This is a genomic window from Bacillus cereus group sp. MYBK79-1, from assembly GCF_051915365.1.
GTDB lineage: Bacteria > Bacillota > Bacilli > Bacillales > Bacillaceae_G > Bacillus_A.
The window spans coordinates 272,729-291,969 of sequence record NZ_JBQAEO010000002.1 but is presented as its reverse complement, the minus strand read 5'-3'; the positions used below and the strand labels follow the sequence as shown (position 1 = coordinate 291,969).

Below are 19,241 nucleotides of genomic sequence, written 5' to 3'. Positions count from 1 at the left end.
GGCATGTCCCGAGGGACATGCCTTTTTATCCGTTCAATTATGCTCTATCTTTAGAAGAATTTTGTTGTTTTAATAAGTCGCGAATTTCGCTAAGAAGTTCTTCTTCTTTTGTTGGTTCTGGAAGTTCTTCTTTCTTTTCTTCTTCTTCCCTTTTAGATGTTAGTTTGTTGAATACTTTAACGAACATAAAGATAGCAGCTGCAATAATTAAGAAGTCAAAAATAGTTTGGATGAAGTTACCATACATAATAGATGATTTACCGAATGTAATTTTTAAATCTGTAAAGTTAACGCCACCTAATACCATACCAAGTAATGGTGTGATAATATCTTTTACTAAAGAACTAACGATTTTACCGAATGCAGCACCGATTACAACCCCGACAGCTAAATCGATTACATTCCCTTTGAATGCGAATTTTTTAAACTCGTTCCACATGTGTTAATCCCATCCTTTCCACGATTCAATATGAAATTTATAATTCCTATCAACATATTCTATAGAAATTTGTGAGAGAAATAAAGAGGAAATGGGAATGAAAGTAAATTCTGAAAAATGTATCCGTTTTACTTTTTATTTGCATCGTCCAGTAAAGATTGCAGCAGTTGTTGTGTTTTTAATCCTTCTAATCCATCTACAACAGGCTTTGTATCTCCATGTACACATTCGATAAAATGATGAACAGCATCTTCAAAGCCGCGCTGTTTTAACGTTGTATCCCATGATGGTGAACCAATTTGAGAAACGGAATTTTCCTGCTCAACTTCAAATGTGTTCATATTTTTTACGCGAATGATTTTCCCTGTTGTTACAAGTTCAATTTGTTCTAAATTTGTACCCGCATGGCGATGCATTGCAGTAGAAAGCAACAGTCCACTTGGCGTTGTATATGTATGATGTCCGTAAAGAAGTTCATTTTTTTCATTAGTTTGCATCATATTATGAACGACGTTAAGGTCATCGTTAGCTAACCAGCGAGCAGTATCTACAATATGTAAGTAATCATCTAACATAGTAAAGTCATACGTATATGGCCCAACTTTATTTGTACGGTGCTTTTCAATTCGAACCCATGAAATATTGTGAGCTTGCTCTTTTGCCGCAACATACATAGGAACGAATCGGCGATTAAATCCGACCATTAATTTTCGGTTATGCTTTTCGCTCAACTCGACTAGTTTCTCAGCTTGTTCTACTGTAGCTGCTAGCGGCTTATCAACATAAACGTCGATTCCTTTTTTCAGAAGTTCAGAAACGATTTCATAATGTGTAGCAGTTGAACTATGAACGAAGATTGCATCGCATTCTGAAGCTAACGTTTCAATAGAATGAAAATCTTGAATGCGGTATTGCTGGCACAATTGTTTTCTTTTCTCAACGTTAGGTGTAAACGCTCCTACAAAATTCCAATCTGTTTCTTTTGTAAGTGTTGGAAGATAGGCCTTTTGTGCAATACTGCCAAGTCCAATCATCCCAATTTTAGGTTTGTTCATGTTTATTCCCACCCTATTAATATTGATGTAACGGGTTAAATGTAGCATAGGGCGGGGGAGGAAGGCAAAGATTAGCTTTTTTATTTACGCCCTTCTAACAAAATCTTCTCTATCTCTTCAAAGTTATGAGCGCGCGCATGCTCTAACGGGGTAACACCATCGTTGTCTGGAATAGTTACATCTGCACCGTGCTCAATAAGAAGACGGATGGCTTGTTGTTGTGTTTCGTTTCCGTTACTTAGTACGATCGCTTCCATTAAAGCAGTCCATCCGAGATTATTTACATGGTTAACATCAATAGTTGTTCGCGTAAGGAGTTCTTTAATAACATCGATATAGCCATGTTCTGAAGCGGGGATAAGGGCTGTTCCGCCGTAACGATTCGTAAGCGCTGAATCTGCACCAGCATCAATCGTTAGTTTTAAAATATCCAAGTAACCTTCAGCACCGGCGTATAGAAAGGGATTATTTTTCATATCATCTTGGATGTTTACGTCAGCACCAGCTTCGATAAGCGCTTTTGCGGTTTTTACATCATTTTTGTATGTAGCAATCATAAGAGGAGTACGTCCTTTATTGTCTTTTATATTTATGTTAGCCCCTTTTTTGAGTAACGATATAACAGTATTTGTTTCTTGTTTCTCAGTAGCTGCTAGTAGCGCTGTCTCCATGTTTGTCATCTCCTTTTTAACTTCTTGTTCTTGCGAGCATCCTTGCAAAAAAATTACGCAACAGATCATGCTTAATGTTTTTTTAAACATGGAATTTCAACCTCCTCATTTCAACTGTAAAATAAGAACATTAAATTTTGATAAACTGAAGCTAAAATTACTATAAAATCGCTTGAGTATTTGAACATATATTTTTATGCTTATGAATAACAAGGTTTGTTAAAGTGAGGATGTAACATATGTCTATTAAAACAAGATTTTTATTCTCTTATATCGCTGTTATTCTCGTTTCCATCACGCTCATATTAGTCGCGGGATTTTTAATTGTTTTTTCCATAACAGGAGACTTGGAATCAGTGAAAAATTTCTATAAAAGTTCCTATATTCAAAAGCCGCTTACGCCAGAAGAAGAGAATACGTATATTGAATTGAAATTAGCGGCAAAGAAAAATCAATCACAACTATTAGATGAATCGTTCGTTTCGTCACTTGAAAAAGAAGGTGTGAAAATAGTTGTAAGAAAGGGAGAAACCATTTCTTATGCTACAAAAGTATTTGAAAGTGTATCTTTAAAAGAAGCCCTTCCGAAATTTGAATCAGCCAATATTAATAGCCGTGGTACAACAGAACTAGGCGATACATTTTATCGATATGTAAAATTTGATTTTTATTTTCCAGGGGATGAAGAAGGGAGTATATTTGTACTAAAAAGGCAAAGTTCATTTGTCGATCTTACACAAAAGTTATTTCCGATTTTGTTCGGAGCGCTTTTACTGCTAGCCGTTTTACTTATAGGACTATTAAGTTATTTAGTCTCAAGAAGTGTAATAAAACCAATCTTTGTATTGAAAGATGCGACTGGGAGAATTAAAGAAGGGGATTTAGATTTTCAAATTCCAGTTACATCCCATGATGAAATCGGGCAATTAAATCAAGGGTTTGAGGAAATGAGAAAGAAATTAAAAGAATCGATTGAAGTGCAAACACAGTATGAAGAAAATCGAAAAGAGCTCATTTCAAACATATCTCATGATTTAAAAACACCGATTACATCTATTATCGGATATGTGGAAGGAATAAAAGATGGAGTCGCAAATACGCCGGAAAAAATGGATAAGTATTTAACAACGATTCATACGAAGGCAAAACATATGGATACACTTATTGATGAGCTCTTTTTGTTTTCGAAGCTAGATTTGAATCGAGTTCCCTTTCAGTTTGAAACGATAGAATTAAACGTGTTTATGCAGGAATTATTAGAAGAGATGCAAATGGATTTAAGTGAGGAAGGTATAGAAGTTTACTTACAATTACATTCATCACCACTATATGTAACGGCCGACTGCGAAAAGATAAATAGAGTTATATCCAATTTAATTCATAATAGTGTGAAATACATGGATAAAGAAGAGAAGAAAATTACTGTAACAGTATTAAGTGATAACAATACAGTCATTGTAAAAGTGATGGACACTGGATCAGGTATAGAAGCGGATACGCTGCCGTATATATTTGAGCGGTTTTATCGTGCAGAGCAATCGCGAAATTCTAGCACAGGTGGAAGTGGACTTGGTTTAGCGATAGCGAAGCAAATTATTGAAGAGCATGGCGGGGAAATTTGGGCGGAAAGTAAGCTTGGGGAAGGTACAAGTATTTTCTTCTCATTGAAAAAAGTACAGGAATGTGGTGAGTAGAATGAAAAGAATTTTACTAGTAGAAGACGAAGTAAGTATTGCAGAATTACAGCGAGATTATTTAGAAATTAGTGATTTTCAAGTGGATGTAGAACATTCAGGAGAAATAGGTCTACAAATGGCTCTTCAGGAAGACTATGATTTAATTATTTTAGATATTATGCTTCCGAAAATGAACGGTTTTGAAATTTGTAAACAAATACGTGCTATCAAAGATATTCCGATTTTACTTGTTTCAGCAAAGAAGGAAGATATAGATAAAATTCGCGGACTCGGTTTAGGGGCGGATGATTATATAACGAAACCGTTTAGCCCGAGTGAATTAGTCGCAAGAGTAAAAGCGCATATTTCTCGTTATGAAAGATTATCAGGAAATGTGAGTAAGCAACGCGATACGCTATACATTCACGGAATTTCTATTGATCAGCGAGCGAGAAAAGTTTTTATAAATAATGAAGAAATCGCGTTTACAACGAAGGAATTTGATTTATTAACATTCTTTGTAACGCATCCAAACCAAGTATTAAATAAAGAACAGTTATTTGAACGCATTTGGGGACTAGACTCAGCTGGCGATTTAGCTACTGTCGTTGTTCACATTAGAAAGCTGCGTGAAAAAATTGAAAGAGATCCTGCTCACCCGCAATATATTGAAACAGTATGGGGAGCTGGTTATCGCTTTAACGTGTAATGTACCTGCCGAGTAATTGGCAGGTTTTTTATGTTATTTGAACGAAAAGGAAATAATAGGTAATTTATGTTAAAATATAAAGAGAGATAAAACATAGGAGAGCATGAGAGGGCGTGCTACATTTTGGGGGATACATTAAAAGATAATAAATCAAACAAGGCTTTAAAGATTGGAACTAATATCATACTTATCTTATTAATTATTGGTGCAATACAAATGTTTTATGATGAAGACCCTACAAATAATCATTTCGGTGGGTTATTTATGATGGTCTTTTTTGGAATTAAAATAATTTCTAATTTTATGATGAGTATAAAAGAAGGAGATAAAAAGTCGATATTCATTGATGTAGGTTTAATGATTTTTGTATTCTTCTTGCTGTTTTTAGCGTGAAATATTTTTTTGAAAAAAGCTTATAGTCTTATAGAGACTATGAGCTTTCCTTAATAATAACGGTACTAGTGTAACGATTTATCCCGCATTTAACGGGAAGTAAGACCCCCACTGATTAAAGTTTCACTTTATAAAATGTCTGAGTAGTAGAAGTAAAATGAGCAGCTTCTTCTAAAAAAGGATAATGGTTGCTGTTCTCAAATGGAATGAAGATAGAATTACGTATACCATTATGCATCTCGATAGAATACTGAATTGGGCACTGTACATCATGTCTTCCGCATATAATGAGAGTCTTTGTTTGGATGGAAGGTAAATTTTCTCTTAAATCAAATGACGGATATTCATTGGCGAAAGCGTTCATCCGGCTAGCGGACATTGCTTTTTGGATTGGTTTACAAAAATAAGAGTTGTAGTTTTCGGGTTTATACAATGATAATTTTGTTCTCTTAGTAGATATTTCTTTCCGTTCTTCACTTGTAAGGTGAGGGTTTTTTAAGTTTTCGATGAGTTGTTGCATATAATGAAACTGTGGATGTTCGCGGTTATAAATGCAAAATGATGTTTCGGTATAGTTACTTGCTGCAGCTCCGGCCACGACTAATGATTGTAAGGAATTTGGATATGTAATTGCATATAAAAGTCCAAGCATACCACCTGTTGAATGACCCGCGAAGTGCCATGTTGGAAGTTGTAAAGCTTCTCGTATAGCTTCTAAATCGTGAATTGTTTCAATCATAATTAATTCTTTTTCTGAATGGGCTTTTGTCGAGTTACCAGCATCTCGTAAATTAATAAGAAATACACGATGCGTAGAAGTGAAAACATCAGCAAAGTAATCACCAGTTTCATTAAATTGTGAATAGTGATGTGTAATACAAAGTGGTTTGCCATTTCCTTTTGTAAAGAGTTCAAATGTGCCACGTTTTGTGGAGATCATTTGTTGCTTCCACATAATATCACGCCTTTTCTCATAAAGGTTGGACCGATTAATTGTGAAGTAAAATATATCAGCGATTCTCAAAATATATCGACTTACCGACAGAAGTCGACAATACAAACTATAAATAAAAGGAGGCTATTCAAAAACGAGCCTCCTTTTCGTTTAGTACAAAGATTTTGTCATATTATTCCGAATAATTTCAAGGGATTTTGTTACAGTTAATGCATTCTTTTCTTCAATTTCTGGTTTGCGGGGGATAGGTTTGTACATGTTGTCTGGGTCTTCCCATGTGAGGGGAAGTTCTGTTTCAGCTTGTCCTTTCCAAGCGTCAATCCATTCTGGAGGGAGATAACCTGAGATGTTTTGGATGTTGTTCATTTCGAGCCAAATGAGTGCCCAAGCTCTTGGGACGACGCGCCAGTGGTCATAGCCACCACCGCCGACAGCGATCCAGCGACCGTCGCAATATTTATTAGCGATTTCACGAGCGAGCTTCGGTATTTCACGGTAAATATTCATCGTTGCGCAAAGGTGTGTAAGTGGGTCGTAATAATGTGCGTCAGCGCCATTTTGCGTTAAAATAATATCCGGTTTAAAGTATGCGGCAACTTCTTTTACGACAGTTCGATAAGAATCTAAGAACGATTCGTCTTCTGTAAAAGCATCGAGTGGAACATTAAAAGAGTAACTATAGCCATTCCCTTGTCCGCGTTCATTTACAGCGCCAGTTCCAGGAAATAAATAACGACCGGTTTCATGTAGGGAAATAGTGCATACGTTAGGATCGTCGTAAAAAGACCACTGTACACCATCACCGTGATGAGCATCTGTATCAATATATAAAACACGTAAACCGTATTTCTTCTGAATATATTTCATTGCGATGGAACTATCGTTATAAATACAAAAGCCAGATGCCTTGCCGCGGAATCCGTGATGTAAGCCGCCGCCCAAATTAAGCGCGTGTTTTACTTTCCCGGAAAGAACAGCATCGACAGCCGTTAATGTACCACCAACGAGTAATGCGCTTGCTTCATGCATATTTGGAAACATCGGTGTATCTTCTGTTCCAAGTCCATATGTCATCGCAATTGATTTTTCTAAATTACCTTCTCCAGCACGTTTTACCGCATTTATGTATTCCTCTGTATGAACGTAGGCGATCTCTTCATCTGTAGCCATCCGTGGTGAGATGATTTGAGAAGGAGAGATGAAACCACCCTTTTGTAATAAATCATACGTAAGTGTGACGCGCAGTTGGTTAAAAGGATGATCAGGGCTAAACGAATAGCCCCGAAAGTCATCCGAATAAATAAACGCGCTACTCATGCTTGCATCCCCATAATGTTCGGCCATAATACGCGGTAGCCTTCTGCTTCAAGTGCATCAATCACTTTTAGCGGATTCATCGTTTGAATGCGGAAAACGAGTACTTTATCATTCTCATCTTTTGCTGGATAGACGAGAACGCTCACGATATTGATTTGTAATTCACTAAAAATGGCAACGACTTTTCCGAGAATACCAGGTTCGTTTTTTACTTGAATTTCAATTTGTGAACTCGGTTGATGTGCTCCTGTTAATTTCACTAACGTGTGCAGCACAGTAGATTCAGAAATGATTCCAACTAACTTTCCAGCCTTTGTAACAGGAAGACAGCCAATTTTATTTTCAAAAAATAAAGTAGCAATTTCCTCAACGAAATCGAGAGGATGGCAAGTCATTACAGGATGTTTCATAATAAGTTCAAGTGGTTGCTTCAGCATATCGAGTGAAACTTGTTCATCTAAAATAGACGGACTTGCATCTCTTACATCCCGATCAGAAATAATGCCTACGACATGATTATTTTGATCGACAATTGGAATGTGCCGAATGCCTTTCGTGCGTATCGTTCGGATTGCTGTTTCGATTGTATCGTTTGGATGTAGTGTCACTACATCTTGATTCATAATTTCTTCTACAATCATTCCAGTTGCCCCCCTTTATTAATACATAAAACGATTGTGAAAACGTAGACGATCAAATGCTTGAATAGAATCCGTATCAACGCGTTTACCGATGCGGACCATTAAACAGTTAGCGGGATGCGAACAAATTTCAGGATCATCTGTAGCCATCCATTGTAAGCCACCAGCATTCATCATCTTTTCCATTACTTTTCGGTACTCCCAAACATTTAAGCCTGTTTGTTTTAAATCCCAGTGCCAATAATATTCGGTTGTCAATATAATGTAATCTTCCATATAATCATCCATCATTGAAACTTCTAGTAAGTTCTTTCCGACAGCGCAACCGCGGAAGGCAGGGACAACTTCAATCGCCCCGAGTTCAATTAAGTTTTCCATTTTTCCTTCTGACCATCGTTCAAGTGGATCAGGATACAAGTATGTAACATATCCAACAATCGTTTGGTCATGTCTCGCAATAATGAGACGAGCTTCTGGTAATTTAGAAATTTCGACAATTGCTTTATATTGCTGCTCGGCAGGACGAAACGCAACTAAATCTGGATGAAATTCATACATTTCTAAGTTATGTGTAGAGACAGGCCCTTCAATAATTAAAGTGCCTTTCGCTGTTTTCAAGTTTCTGGCATTATATATTTTTTTATGAATCAATGTATTGCTCACCACCTTGAGGGTTTGTGAATCTATTAATATCGTACTTTATAATATATGCGATGTGAATCGAAATTTGTCATTAAAAATTTGTCTAAAAATCAACAAATATACTGAAAATTTTAAATAATGTTATTATAATAGATAATAGAATACATAGGAGGGGGATGTAAAGTATGAAAGTAGAAACGCTTCCTGTCATTAAAGGAGAAAATAATTTGCCGAATTATGATGAGGCATACGCGAATTTTAACTGGGAAGAGGTTAATAAAAACTTTACTTGGAATGAGACAGGCCGAGTAAATATGGCGTATGAGGCAATTGACAAGCATGCGAAATCCGATCGTAAAAATAAAGTAGCCCTTTATTATCAAGATGGATCGCGAAAAGAGAAGTATACATTTAAGGAAATGAAGGATTTTTCTAATAAAGCAGGAAACGTCCTGAAAAATTATGGCGATGTAGAAAAAGGCGATCGCGTTTTTATTTTTATGCCGCGTTCTCCAGAATTATATTTCGCACTTCTTGGTGCAGTGAAATTAGGGGCAATCGTTGGTCCACTATTTGAAGCATTTATGGAAGGCGCTGTTCGCGATCGTTTAGAAGATAGCGAAGCAAAGGTGTTAATTACAACGCCTGAATTGTTAGAGCGCGTACCATTAAATGATTTACCTGCTTTAAAAACAGTCTTCCTTGTTGGAGATAATGTAGAAGAAGGCGGTAAAACGGTAGCGTTCAATCCTTTATTTGAACAAGCTTCAAAAGAATTACATATTGAATGGTTAGGTCGTGAAGACGGTTTAATTTTACATTACACGTCTGGTTCTACTGGTAAGCCAAAAGGTGTGCTTCATGCGCAAAATGCAATGGTGCAGCACCATCAAACGGCGAAATGGGTATTAGATTTAAAAGAAGACGATGTATATTGGTGCACAGCTGACCCAGGCTGGGTAACTGGAACAGCTTACGGTATTTTCGCACCGTGGTTAGTTGGGGCATCAAATGTTGTTTTAGGCGGGCGCTTTAGTCCAGAAGCGTGGTATGAAGCATTGCAAGATTACGGTGTAACAGTTTGGTATAGCGCGCCAACAGCATTCCGTATGTTAATGGGTGCTGGACAAGACGCAATTAAAAAATATGATTTATCACAAGTGCGCCACGTATTAAGCGTTGGTGAACCGTTAAATCCAGAAGTAATTCGCTGGGGTATGAGCGCATTTGGACTTCGTATTCATGATACGTGGTGGATGACAGAAACAGGTGGACAAGTTATTTGTAACTACCCTTGTATGGAAATTCGTCCAGGTTCAATGGGTAAACCAATTCCAGGTGTGAAAGCAGCGATTGTTGATAATGAAGGAAATGAAGTTCCTCCATATACAATGGGTAACTTAGCAATTGGTAAGGGTTGGCCAGCGATGATGCGTGGCATCTGGAATAACAAGCAAAAGTATGAGTCTTATTTCATGCCAGGAGATTGGTACGTATCAGGTGACTCTGCTTATATGGATGAAGATGGATACTTCTGGTTCCAAGGACGTATTGATGATGTAATTATGACGTCAGGTGAGCGAGTTGGTCCGTTTGAAGTAGAAAGCAAACTCATCGAGCATGCTGCTGTTGCAGAGGCTGGTGTAATTGGTATTCCAGATCCAGTGCGCGGAGAAATCATTAAAGCATTTATCGCGCTTCGAGCAGGATACGAACCATCTGATGAATTAAAAGAAGAAATTCGTCAATTTGTAAAGAAAGGCCTAGCAGCTCATGCAGCGCCAAGACAAATTGAATTTAGAGATAAATTACCGAAAACGAGAAGTGGTAAAATTATGCGCCGCGTATTAAAAGCGTGGGAATTAAACTTACCAACAGGTGACTTATCAACGATGGAAGATTAAGAGAGGAAGGTCTGAACGAAATAACGTTCAGGCCTTTTTTATGTTATTATAAACTCGTATATATAAGTTAAGGGGGATAATGAAATGAAAACAGAAAAAGAAAAGATGATACTAGGTGAAATGTACATACCAGCTGATCCAGTTTTAGTTCAAGAGAGGGAGCAAGCTCGTATATTAACGAGAAAATTAAATGAAACGTCAGAAGTACAATTAAAAGAGCGTAGCGAAATCGTAAAAGAACTATTCGGAACGACTGGAGATAGCATTCATCTTGAATCTTCTTTTAGATGTGATTACGGCTATAACATTCACGTGGGTGAAAATTTTTACGCGAACTTTGATTGTACCATTTTAGATGTATGCCCGGTGACAATCGGAGTGAACTGTATGTTAGCTCCAGGAGTTCACATTTATACAGCAACACACCCGCTTGATCCAGTAGAGCGAATAAGCGGATCAGAATACGGAAAACCAGTTACAATTGGCGATAACGTATGGATTGGCGGAAGAGCAATTATTAATCCTGGTGTAACAATTGGAGATAATGCTGTTATCGCATCTGGCGCCGTCGTAACGAAAGATGTGCCGGACAATGTAGTAGTTGGCGGAAATCCTGCGAAGATTATTAAAAAAATAAAATAAAATTTGAACGAAGTGCCTTCCTCTCGTCTGTATACATTTATGAAAGAATAGATGAGGGAGGCTTTTATATGTCTAATAAGTTACTTCTTACTTTTGCTGTAATTGGAATTATAGTCGTATTTTCTTGTGGTTTGCTATTACCGATGCCAATCGGATTTAAAGTATCAATGATTACAGCTGGGGTTATGATGATTGTTATATTTTCGATCATTATTCCGTTTGATAGAAAATATATAGTACGGAAAAAAGGATATAAAATTGATTTTACAAAAACAAAAGTGTATTTTCGCTGGAATGTATTTGATACGATTTCAGCTTGTCTTGCAGTGTATGCATGCATATGTGTGCAGGTATTAAATATTTTAGTTTCAACAGGTCATACAATACAAAACCCGTATGTTCAATTTTTTACGAATCAATCACAAGTATGGATTATTGTCGCAAGTTGCTATTTAATTTCCCGCATTTCATTAACGTTAAAAGGAATAAAGGAGATCAAAAATCATGGCGCAGATTGGGATTGAGGAGGAACTCATGCTTGCGTATCAAAGTGGAGATAAACAGGCGGGAGAAAAACTATATGTTTTGATCAAACCAGCGCTATATACATTTTTGTATCGATTTAACCGAGATGAACAATTAAGTATAGACCTTGTGCAAGATACGTTTTTGATGCTAGAACGAAAGAAACATATGTATGAACCTGAAAAAGGAAAAATAAAAACGTATTTATTCCAAATTGGTTATCGTCTTATGATTAATAAATTAAATAGAAGAAAAAAGTGGCGTACGCTTTTGCCATTTTTAGTGCCGATTCAGGAAAAAGAATTCTCTCACGAAGAACGGCTCACAGTAAGAGAAGCGATTTTGAAAGTTCCGGAAGAGCAACGAGCTGTCCTTATTCTTTCTTATTATCATGATATGCAGCAAAAAGAAATTGCTGAGATATTAAACATTCCGATTGGAACAGTAAAATCGAGACTCCATAACGGAATAAAGAAATTGAAACAATTGCTGGAGGTGGATGAAATTGAGCGAAAATCCCTTTAAGAATGAATATAAATTACAGCAACATTTAGATAGTGACCATGTAGAGATACCGGATTTTCCAAAAACGGTAAGTCGCTTCGATCGATTAATTGGCTTTCTCGGTTCTCCAGCGAAAGATCCTGTGGAGGCGACGATTGGGAATGATTTATCGGTTGTGTTTCACGTATCGTTATTAGTTGGGGTTCCAATCCTTTCTCTTATTACGATACTCTTTGCGACGTTGTAAAGGATTGGCAAGAAGAGAAACCCCACCTCTATTTGACACGCCTATATAAATGATGGTATAAAGAAAAGTATATGAATAATTGAGCGTGGAAAGGGAGAAGTAGTGATCATTTCCCTGTTTTAGAGAGCTGATGGCCGGTGAAAATCAGCACATAGATGATCGCGAATTACGCCCCTAGAGCATCTTTTTTCGATTGAATGGTATTCAAAAGGGAAAAGACGGTGCTAAGCCGTTATGTAAATAAGGTGGTAGGCTTTTTTTGCCTGCAACTAGGGTGGTAACGCGATAATCAAAATCGTCCCTTATTTCAAGGGGCGATTTTTTTATGTTTTCAACCTTCACGCCAGTAATGAACTTAAAGGAGAGTATGTAGGATATGAGTATTTTACAAGATCTTGAATTTCGCGGTCTAATTAATCAGCAAACAGATGCTGAGGGACTTGAGCAATTATTAGAAAAAGAAAGCGTTAAATTATACTGTGGTTTCGATCCGACAGCGGATAGCTTACACATCGGTCATATGTTACCAGTATTAATGTTACGTCGTTTCCAATTAGCTGGTCACCAACCAATCGCACTTGTTGGCGGTGGTACTGGTATGATCGGTGACCCAAGTGGTAAAAAAGCAGAGCGTACATTAAATACGAAAGATACAGTTGCTTACTACACAGAAAGCATTAAAAACCAACTTTCAAACTTCTTAGAGTTCGAAAACGTGGACAACCCAGCAACAATGGCTAATAACTATGATTGGCTTGGTAACTTAGATGTAATTTCATTCTTACGCGATATCGGTAAAAACTTCGGTTTAAACTATATGTTAGCAAAAGATACAGTAGCATCTCGTTTAGATACTGGTATTTCATTCACTGAGTTTAGTTATATGATTTTACAATCATACGACTTCTTAAACTTATACCAAAACCATAATTGCCGCTTGCAAATCGGTGGTAGTGACCAATGGGGTAACATTACAGCTGGTCTTGAATTAATCCGTAAATCAGAAGAAGATGCGAAAGCATTCGGTTTAACAATTCCACTAGTTACTAAATCAGACGGTACGAAGTTTGGTAAAACAGAAGGCGGCGCAATTTGGTTAGACCCAGAGAAAACAACTCCTTACGAGTTCTACCAATTCTGGATTAACACAGATGACCGCGACGTTGTTAAATACTTAAAATACTTCACATTCTTATCTCATGAAGAAATTCTTGAGCTTGAAAAGCAAGTAGCTGAAGCACCAGAAAAACGTGCAGCACAAAAAGCATTAGGTTCTGAAATGACAAAACTTGTTCACGGCGAAGAAGCATTAGAGCAAGCGATTAAAATTTCAGCTGCATTATTCAGCGGTTCTGTAGCAGAACTGACTGCAAGCGAAATCGAACAAGGATTCAAAGACGTACCATCTGTAGAACGTACTGCAGAAGATACAGTATTAATCGACTTACTTGTAGAAAGCAAAATCTCTCCATCAAAACGTCAAGCACGTGAAGATGTAACGAACGGCGCAATCTACGTAAACGGTGAGCGTACACAAGCATTAGACTACGTTGTAACAGAAAACGACCGCATCGAAGGTAAATTCACAATCATTCGCCGCGGTAAAAAGAAATATTTCTTAATTCGTTACTAATTAGAAACGAATATAAAACAAATAGTACCCCGAATTGTAGGCTGAAAAGTTTATGATTCGGGGTTTTTATGTATGAATTTAGATTACCTTACGAGTTCTTGTAAATAGAATATGAAGAATTAATACGATCATATAAAGTAAGCTAATGAGCATAACAATAAATGCTGTTGGATAAAACTTTGCCGCATATATAAAGAAATCAATTTGATAAATATCTTCGTAATTTGAAACGGTGCCTTTAAAGTAATTCGTAAACTTCGCGCTATATTTCCACTCATCGGGATAATCTATCAAATTACTCCCCTGATACCAATTAATAAGCGCGGAAGTAATAAACAACATACATGCGCTACCCAATTGAACCATTTGATTTATTGTCAAAATGAATCGACCTCCTATTTAATGGTTATTATAGCGTGCATTCATATTCCTGTAACCTTTTGTTGTAATCTCCTTTTCGAGTTCATACGGAAATCACATGTAAGCGGTATGATAAATGTATAACAACTAGAAAGGAGTGGTAAAACAAAATGTCACTAGAAGCGCTCATTATTTTTTCTTTGCTAAACGCGGGTCAGCTTGCAGAGAATTCGAAGGTGGATGTACATAAAGAGCAGAAAGATGCTTATGTATATGTTCAGAAAGAGGAAAATAAATAATTTTATTTTATATATAAACGAAAAAAGCCAATCCAGAGGATTGGCTTTTTGTCATTAACGAGAGTAGAACTCTACGATTAATGCTTCGTTGATTTCAGCTGCTAACTCAGAACGCTCAGCGTGACGAGTGTAAGTAGCTTCTAATTTATCAGCATCGAAAGTTAAGTATTCTGGTACGAAGTTGTTAACTTCGATCGCTTCTTTAACAACAACAAGGCTGTTAGATTTTTCGCGAACGCTGATTGTTTGACCAGGTTTTACACGGTAAGATGGGATATCTACGCGAGATCCATCAACTGTGATGTGACCGTGGTTTACTAATTGGCGAGCTGCACGACGAGTGCGAGCTAAGCCCATACGGTAAACTAAGTTGTCAAGACGAGCTTCAAGAAGGATCATGAAGTTTTCGCCGTGCTTACCAGGCATTTTACCTGCTTGGTCAAATGTGCGACGGAATTGACGCTCAGTCATGCCGTACATGTGACGAAGTTTTTGTTTCTCTTGTAATTGTAAACCGTATTCTGAAAGTTTCTTACGTTGGTTAGGACCGTGAGGACCTGGTGCGTAAGGGCGTTTTTCTAATTCTTTTCCTGTGCCGCTTAGAGAGATTCCAAGACGACGAGACAGTTTCCAAGCTGGACCTGTATAACGAGCCATAGTTGACTCCTCCTTTAAAAATGTTTTTATTTACGTAAAATAAAAACAGACGTAATCGATATTTACGGGCATTTTGTTTTCATGTACCTTCGCTCCAGCAGCAGGGAGTTACGAGATACACCTCCGTAGAGGAACAAAATACAAACGATAAACTCACATTACAAGGCTGCCTTTTTATTTTACACAAACGCTATTATATCTTTTACCCAGAGTTTCGTCAAGCGAGTACGTTTTTGTTTTATGCATATAAATTTTGGAAATGAACAAGAAGGAATTTAAAACGATATAAAAGAAGTGATAGAAACACAAATAAAACGCTTACATAAAATGTAGTAAAAAATGTTCATTAATTTTTTTGATGAATATGCGGCAGTAAAAACATAAAAGGGGATGTTTTTATGAAAAAGAAGCATATGGAGACAGCGTTAATTCATCACGGGTATACATCTGAGGAACATAAAGGAAGTTTAACACCACCGTTATTTCAGACGTCTACATTTACATTTGAGACTGCGCAACAAGGAGAGGCGAGTTTTGCGGGAGTGGATCCGTCTTATATTTACTCAAGGCTTGGAAATCCAACTGTAAAATTATTTGAAGAACGTATGGCGGTGTTAGAAGGAGGAGAAGAAGCGCTTGCTTTCGGATCCGGTATGGCAGCTATTTCCGCAACGTTAATTGGTTTTCTAAAAGCTGGAGATCATATTATTTGTTCAAATGGATTATATGGGTGCACGTACGGTTTTTTAGAAGTGTTAGAAGAGAAATTTATGATTACGCATTCGTTTTGTGATATGGAGACAGAGGCTGATGTCGAAAATAAAATCCGTCCAAATACAAAGGTTATTTTCGTTGAGACACCGATTAACCCAACAATGAAATTAATCGATTTAAAACAAGTGATTCAGGTTGCGAAGCGAAATGGATTACTTGTCGTTGTTGATAATACGTTTTGTTCACCTTATTTACAAAGACCGCTTGAGCTTGGTTGTGACGCGGTTGTTCATAGTGCGACAAAATATATTGGCGGTCATGGCGATGTTGTGGCGGGTGTAACGATTTGTAAAACGAAAGCGTTAGCCGAAAAAATTCGCCCGATGCGAAAAGATATCGGCGGTATTATGGCGCCGTTTGATGCGTGGTTATTGTTACGCGGATTAAAGACACTAGCGGTAAGGATGGACCGTCATTGTGATAATGCAGAAAAAATTGTATCGTTTCTGAAAAATCATGATGCAGTAGAAGGTGTTTGGTATCCAGAAGGTGAGTTAGCATCTCGCCAAATGAAACGAGGCGGCGGTGTGGTTTCTTTTTCAGTAAAAGGCGGAAAAGAAGAGACGCAAGCGTTTATCAATGACCTTCACTTTATTACAATTGCCGTAAGTTTAGGGGATACAGAAACGTTAATTCAGCATCCAGCAACGATGACGCACGCTGCAATTCCAGCTGAGCTAAGACAAGAAATGGGTATTTACGATAATTTAATACGTTTATCTGTCGGTTTAGAATCATGGGAGGATATCGTTTCTGATTTAGAACAGGCACTAAAGAAAATATCTACTGTTAGTAATTAATAAAAAAGAGCTAGCTATCGGTTTCGTACGTGATGTACGCAATCGATAACTCGCTCTTTTCTTTTTTAAATATGTTTTAAGAGTGTTTCCACAAACTTTTCTAAATAGCGCTGATCTACTTCATCAAAACGATTTTTTTCAGGGCTATCAATATCAAGTACACCAATGACAGTTTCTTCTTTCACAATCGGTACAACGATTTCTGAATTCGAAGCACTATCGCAAGCGATATGTCCTGGGAATTGGTGAACGTCTGCTACAAGCTGCGTTGTTTTCGTTTCAGCTGCAACGCCGCAAACGCCTCGTCCAAATGGAATGCGCACGCAAGCCGGCATTCCTTGGAAAGGTCCAAGAACAAGCTGATTTCCTTCTGTTACATAAAAGCCAACCCAATTCACACGATCTAAAAATTGATTTAATAATGCGGACGCATTTGATAAGTTTGCGACTACGTTTGGTTCGCCAGTTAATAATGCATCCAGTTGTTTAATTACTGTCTCGTATTGCTCTTCACGAGAACCTGCATAACTTTCTTTTGTAAACATGGAAACAACTCCCTTTTTATCGAGATGTGTAAAACATTAGCAAAATACGATGTATTTCACATGACTTTGTCGATAGAAAATTAAAGGAATTTGTCTTAAAAGTCAAGAAATTTACACTATAGCTGTTCAGTGAGAGGAAGTGAGCGCATGAAACAGACGAAACAAAAAGTAATTGATGCGGCAATATCGTTGTTTAACACGAAGGGTTATGATGGAACGTCGGTGCGAGAAATTGCAAAGCGAGCGGATGTGAATGTAGCGAATATTTCATATTATTTTGCTGGAAAGCAAGGTTTATTAGAACAGCTTATTACTGACTTTTTAGAAGGATATATTCATGTGATTGAAATGTCGTTCGAACAGAGAGAATATTTGTCGGCTAAAGATGTGATGGTGCAAATGGTGCGCGGGATTTTACGATATCAATTTGAAAATAGGGAACTGACACGTTTCTTCTACCGAGAGCTTTCACTTGATACGACATTAATTCGCGAAGTGATGACCATTTACTTTTCTAAAGAAAGATATTATATAGAGCAAATCATAAAGCAAGGACAAATGAAACGAGAGTTTAAGAAGGTATCTTTTACAATGTTTATGACGCAATTAAAAGGCATGATAAATATGCCGTTTTTATATCCACAATATATATCAGAAGTGCTGCATTCTTTTCCGTCGGAGACATTTTTCATAGAAATGTACACGAAAGAAATTGAACAATGGATGGAGCAAACATTATGTACAACCAATATGTACTATGAATTGCCAAGAGCTGTTCATATGTGAAAAATCCCCACCTAACGAACTGAGGTGGGGATTTTTGTGTTTGCTTTCCTTTGCCATACATTGTTGCATAATAGCGCGATAATTGTTAAGGAGGCTCCGGCAATTTCAATTTTGTCGACTGTATAACCTCGAAAGATGGAACCGATAAGTGCAAGTATAGGAACTAAATTCATAAATAATATGCCGTTAATAGATGAAATATAGCGATTTCCTGTGTTCCAGCAAAATACAGCGATAACACCTGCAATAATCGACATATACAAGAGTTCAAAACGAACGCTCATAATTGTACGTAGTGCCGGCATAGTAACGATGTTTGTGTAAGTGAAGAAAGTGACGATAACGATGAGTGAAATCGAGCCGAATAAACAAGTTAACGTCGTATACCTGAGTGGTGACCAAGATTGAAAACGAGCACCGCCGTTCGTGTAAATGACCCAGCAAGTAACGCCGCATAGCATAAGTATATTTGTTGAGAGGTGACTGGCAGCTCCAAATAATAAGTGAATATTTCCTTTTGAAATGACAAGCATAACACCGAGCAATGCAACGAACATACAAAGGAATGTGTAGTTTTGTGGGCGCTTATTTTTTGTTATCCACTGCAATAATAAAGCGATGAGCGGCATAAGAGATTGAATCATCGCAGCATGGATGGCCCCAGAAGGCCCGGCAAGTTGTTGGCCGTAAAAAATGAGAAAACCATATCCAGCGAAACCGACTGTTCCGTAAAAGAATAACGAAAGTGCTCTTTTTTCTAAGCGGAGTGAAGTTTTTCCTTCGGTAATGAATAGAAAAATAAGAAAAATAATAGCTGCTGATCCGTATCGGATAGTTGTGAAGAAGAACGGATCGATAAACTGCAGGGCATTTGCCATGACAGGAAACATAAATCCCCAAGCAGTTACGGCAAGTAAGCATAGGAGGGATCCGAGTAGCATTTGTTTTTTGTCCATGAGTATCTTTCCCCTTTACATTTCGTTATAGTAAGTTGATGAAATAAGTATAAAGAGTAATTGTTTATAGAAGGAAATATCGATTTTTTATGACAGTTATAACTTTTTGTT

General features: G+C 37.3%; 23 protein-coding genes and 1 other annotated feature. Of the genes, 12 read left to right on the top strand and 11 right to left on the bottom strand.

All coding sequences use genetic code 11. The annotated features are described in order from the left end of the window. Window positions 1-37: 37 nt before the first annotated feature. The 3 genes from mscL to ACTFOB_RS06210 all read right to left on the bottom strand — a co-directional run bounded on the left by mscL (window position 38) and on the right by ACTFOB_RS06210 (window position 2,255). A complete protein-coding gene (gene mscL, locus ACTFOB_RS06220; protein ID WP_151633761.1) occupies window positions 38-439 on the bottom strand; it encodes a large-conductance mechanosensitive channel protein MscL in 402 nt (133 codons plus the stop codon). A gap of 128 nt (window positions 440-567) precedes the next feature. Continuing rightward, window positions 568-1,494: a Gfo/Idh/MocA family protein gene (locus ACTFOB_RS06215; RefSeq protein WP_440025042.1), complete on the bottom strand. Its 927-nt coding sequence runs from the start codon at window positions 1,492-1,494 to the stop codon at window positions 568-570. 80 nt (window positions 1,495-1,574) lie between these two features. After that, entirely contained in the window at window positions 1,575-2,255 is a 681-nt protein-coding gene (locus ACTFOB_RS06210; protein WP_440025041.1) for an ankyrin repeat domain-containing protein, read from the bottom strand. Window positions 2,256-2,404: 149 nt separating this feature from the next. Between ACTFOB_RS06210 and ACTFOB_RS06205 the strand changes: the two genes are divergently transcribed. From ACTFOB_RS06205 to ACTFOB_RS06195, 3 genes are all read left to right on the top strand, one after another. Continuing rightward, window positions 2,405-3,859 carry a sensor histidine kinase gene (locus tag ACTFOB_RS06205; protein ID WP_440025040.1) on the top strand — a complete coding sequence of 485 codons (1,455 nt, stop codon included), beginning with the start codon at window positions 2,405-2,407 and terminating at the stop codon, window positions 3,857-3,859. A 1-nt stretch (window position 3,860) separates the two neighbouring features. Continuing rightward, entirely contained in the window at window positions 3,861-4,550 is a 690-nt protein-coding gene (locus tag ACTFOB_RS06200) for a response regulator transcription factor (protein ID WP_440025039.1), read from the top strand. A gap of 123 nt (window positions 4,551-4,673) precedes the next feature. Then, on the top strand, window positions 4,674-4,943 hold the full coding sequence (locus tag ACTFOB_RS06195) for a hypothetical protein (RefSeq protein ID WP_440025037.1): 270 nt from the start codon (window positions 4,674-4,676) through the stop codon (window positions 4,941-4,943). A 115-nt stretch (window positions 4,944-5,058) separates the two neighbouring features. Here the strand turns inward: ACTFOB_RS06195 and ACTFOB_RS06190 are convergent, their stop codons facing one another. The 4 genes from ACTFOB_RS06190 to acuA all read right to left on the bottom strand — a co-directional run bounded on the left by ACTFOB_RS06190 (window position 5,059) and on the right by acuA (window position 8,507). After that, a complete protein-coding gene (locus ACTFOB_RS06190) occupies window positions 5,059-5,898 on the bottom strand; it encodes an alpha/beta fold hydrolase (RefSeq protein WP_440025036.1) in 840 nt (279 codons plus the stop codon). A 150-nt stretch (window positions 5,899-6,048) separates the two neighbouring features. Then, a complete protein-coding gene (acuC, locus tag ACTFOB_RS06185; RefSeq protein WP_440025034.1) occupies window positions 6,049-7,215 on the bottom strand; it encodes an acetoin utilization protein AcuC in 1,167 nt (388 codons plus the stop codon). After that, the gene (locus ACTFOB_RS06180) at window positions 7,212-7,856 is read right to left on the bottom strand and encodes an acetoin utilization AcuB family protein (RefSeq protein ID WP_000634568.1); all 645 of its coding nucleotides are present in this window, start codon (window positions 7,854-7,856) and stop codon (window positions 7,212-7,214) included. Before ACTFOB_RS06180 ends, acuC begins: the two co-directional genes overlap by 4 nt. 18 nt (window positions 7,857-7,874) lie before the next feature. Further along, window positions 7,875-8,507 carry an acetoin utilization protein acetyltransferase AcuA gene (acuA, locus tag ACTFOB_RS06175; RefSeq protein WP_000581396.1) on the bottom strand — a complete coding sequence of 211 codons (633 nt, stop codon included), beginning with the start codon at window positions 8,505-8,507 and terminating at the stop codon, window positions 7,875-7,877. 176 nt (window positions 8,508-8,683) lie between these two features. Between acuA and acsA the strand changes: the two genes are divergently transcribed. From acsA to tyrS, 6 genes are all read left to right on the top strand, one after another. Beyond that, a complete protein-coding gene (acsA, locus tag ACTFOB_RS06170; protein ID WP_151633213.1) occupies window positions 8,684-10,402 on the top strand; it encodes an acetate--CoA ligase in 1,719 nt (572 codons plus the stop codon). 84 nt (window positions 10,403-10,486) lie between these two features. After that, on the top strand, window positions 10,487-11,044 hold the full coding sequence (locus ACTFOB_RS06165) for a maltose acetyltransferase domain-containing protein (RefSeq protein WP_440025033.1): 558 nt from the start codon (window positions 10,487-10,489) through the stop codon (window positions 11,042-11,044). Between the two features lie 68 nt (window positions 11,045-11,112). Continuing rightward, window positions 11,113-11,568 carry a hypothetical protein gene (locus ACTFOB_RS06160; RefSeq protein WP_440025031.1) on the top strand — a complete coding sequence of 152 codons (456 nt, stop codon included), beginning with the start codon at window positions 11,113-11,115 and terminating at the stop codon, window positions 11,566-11,568. Beyond that, window positions 11,549-12,094 carry an RNA polymerase sigma factor gene (locus tag ACTFOB_RS06155; RefSeq protein ID WP_440025030.1) on the top strand — a complete coding sequence of 182 codons (546 nt, stop codon included), beginning with the start codon at window positions 11,549-11,551 and terminating at the stop codon, window positions 12,092-12,094. Before ACTFOB_RS06160 ends, ACTFOB_RS06155 begins: the two co-directional genes overlap by 20 nt. Beyond that, window positions 12,075-12,320 carry a hypothetical protein gene (locus ACTFOB_RS06150; protein WP_088048001.1) on the top strand — a complete coding sequence of 82 codons (246 nt, stop codon included), beginning with the start codon at window positions 12,075-12,077 and terminating at the stop codon, window positions 12,318-12,320. The genes ACTFOB_RS06155 and ACTFOB_RS06150 overlap by 20 nt, the downstream gene beginning before the upstream one ends. Before the next feature lie 77 nt (window positions 12,321-12,397). Continuing rightward, window positions 12,398-12,626, top strand: a binding site (T-box leader). Between the two features lie 70 nt (window positions 12,627-12,696). Continuing rightward, complete coding sequence (gene tyrS, locus ACTFOB_RS06145) at window positions 12,697-13,953, top strand: tyrosine--tRNA ligase (protein ID WP_440025029.1); 1,257 nt, start codon at window positions 12,697-12,699, stop codon at window positions 13,951-13,953. A gap of 78 nt (window positions 13,954-14,031) precedes the next feature. Here the strand turns inward: tyrS and ACTFOB_RS06140 are convergent, their stop codons facing one another. Next, a complete protein-coding gene (locus tag ACTFOB_RS06140; RefSeq protein ID WP_440025028.1) occupies window positions 14,032-14,334 on the bottom strand; it encodes a YjdJ family protein in 303 nt (100 codons plus the stop codon). 149 nt (window positions 14,335-14,483) lie between these two features. On the opposite strand from ACTFOB_RS06140, the gene ACTFOB_RS06135 reads away from it, so the two are divergent. Next, window positions 14,484-14,612 (top strand): hypothetical protein, encoded by a 129-nt coding sequence (locus tag ACTFOB_RS06135; RefSeq protein WP_000050944.1) that lies wholly within the window; start codon window positions 14,484-14,486, stop codon window positions 14,610-14,612. A gap of 54 nt (window positions 14,613-14,666) precedes the next feature. Here ACTFOB_RS06135 and rpsD read toward each other — a convergent pair whose 3' ends face one another. Beyond that, window positions 14,667-15,269, bottom strand: coding sequence for a 30S ribosomal protein S4 (gene rpsD, locus ACTFOB_RS06130; protein WP_000135322.1), 603 nt, complete (start codon window positions 15,267-15,269; stop codon window positions 14,667-14,669). A gap of 398 nt (window positions 15,270-15,667) precedes the next feature. Between rpsD and megL the strand changes: the two genes are divergently transcribed. Beyond that, window positions 15,668-16,843 carry a methionine gamma-lyase gene (gene megL, locus ACTFOB_RS06125; protein ID WP_440025027.1) on the top strand — a complete coding sequence of 392 codons (1,176 nt, stop codon included), beginning with the start codon at window positions 15,668-15,670 and terminating at the stop codon, window positions 16,841-16,843. 65 nt (window positions 16,844-16,908) lie between these two features. Here megL and ACTFOB_RS06120 read toward each other — a convergent pair whose 3' ends face one another. Continuing rightward, window positions 16,909-17,388, bottom strand: a complete 480-nt coding sequence (locus ACTFOB_RS06120) for a GAF domain-containing protein (RefSeq protein ID WP_087982424.1) — start codon at window positions 17,386-17,388, stop codon at window positions 16,909-16,911. Window positions 17,389-17,535: 147 nt separating this feature from the next. On the opposite strand from ACTFOB_RS06120, the gene refZ reads away from it, so the two are divergent. Then, on the top strand, window positions 17,536-18,174 hold the full coding sequence (gene refZ / locus ACTFOB_RS06115; protein ID WP_440025025.1) for a forespore capture DNA-binding protein RefZ: 639 nt from the start codon (window positions 17,536-17,538) through the stop codon (window positions 18,172-18,174). Between the two features lie 11 nt (window positions 18,175-18,185). On the opposite strand, the gene ACTFOB_RS06110 is transcribed toward refZ, so the two are convergent. Continuing rightward, window positions 18,186-19,130 (bottom strand): DMT family transporter, encoded by a 945-nt coding sequence (locus ACTFOB_RS06110; protein ID WP_440025024.1) that lies wholly within the window; start codon window positions 19,128-19,130, stop codon window positions 18,186-18,188. Between the last annotated feature and the right edge of the window lie 111 nt (window positions 19,131-19,241).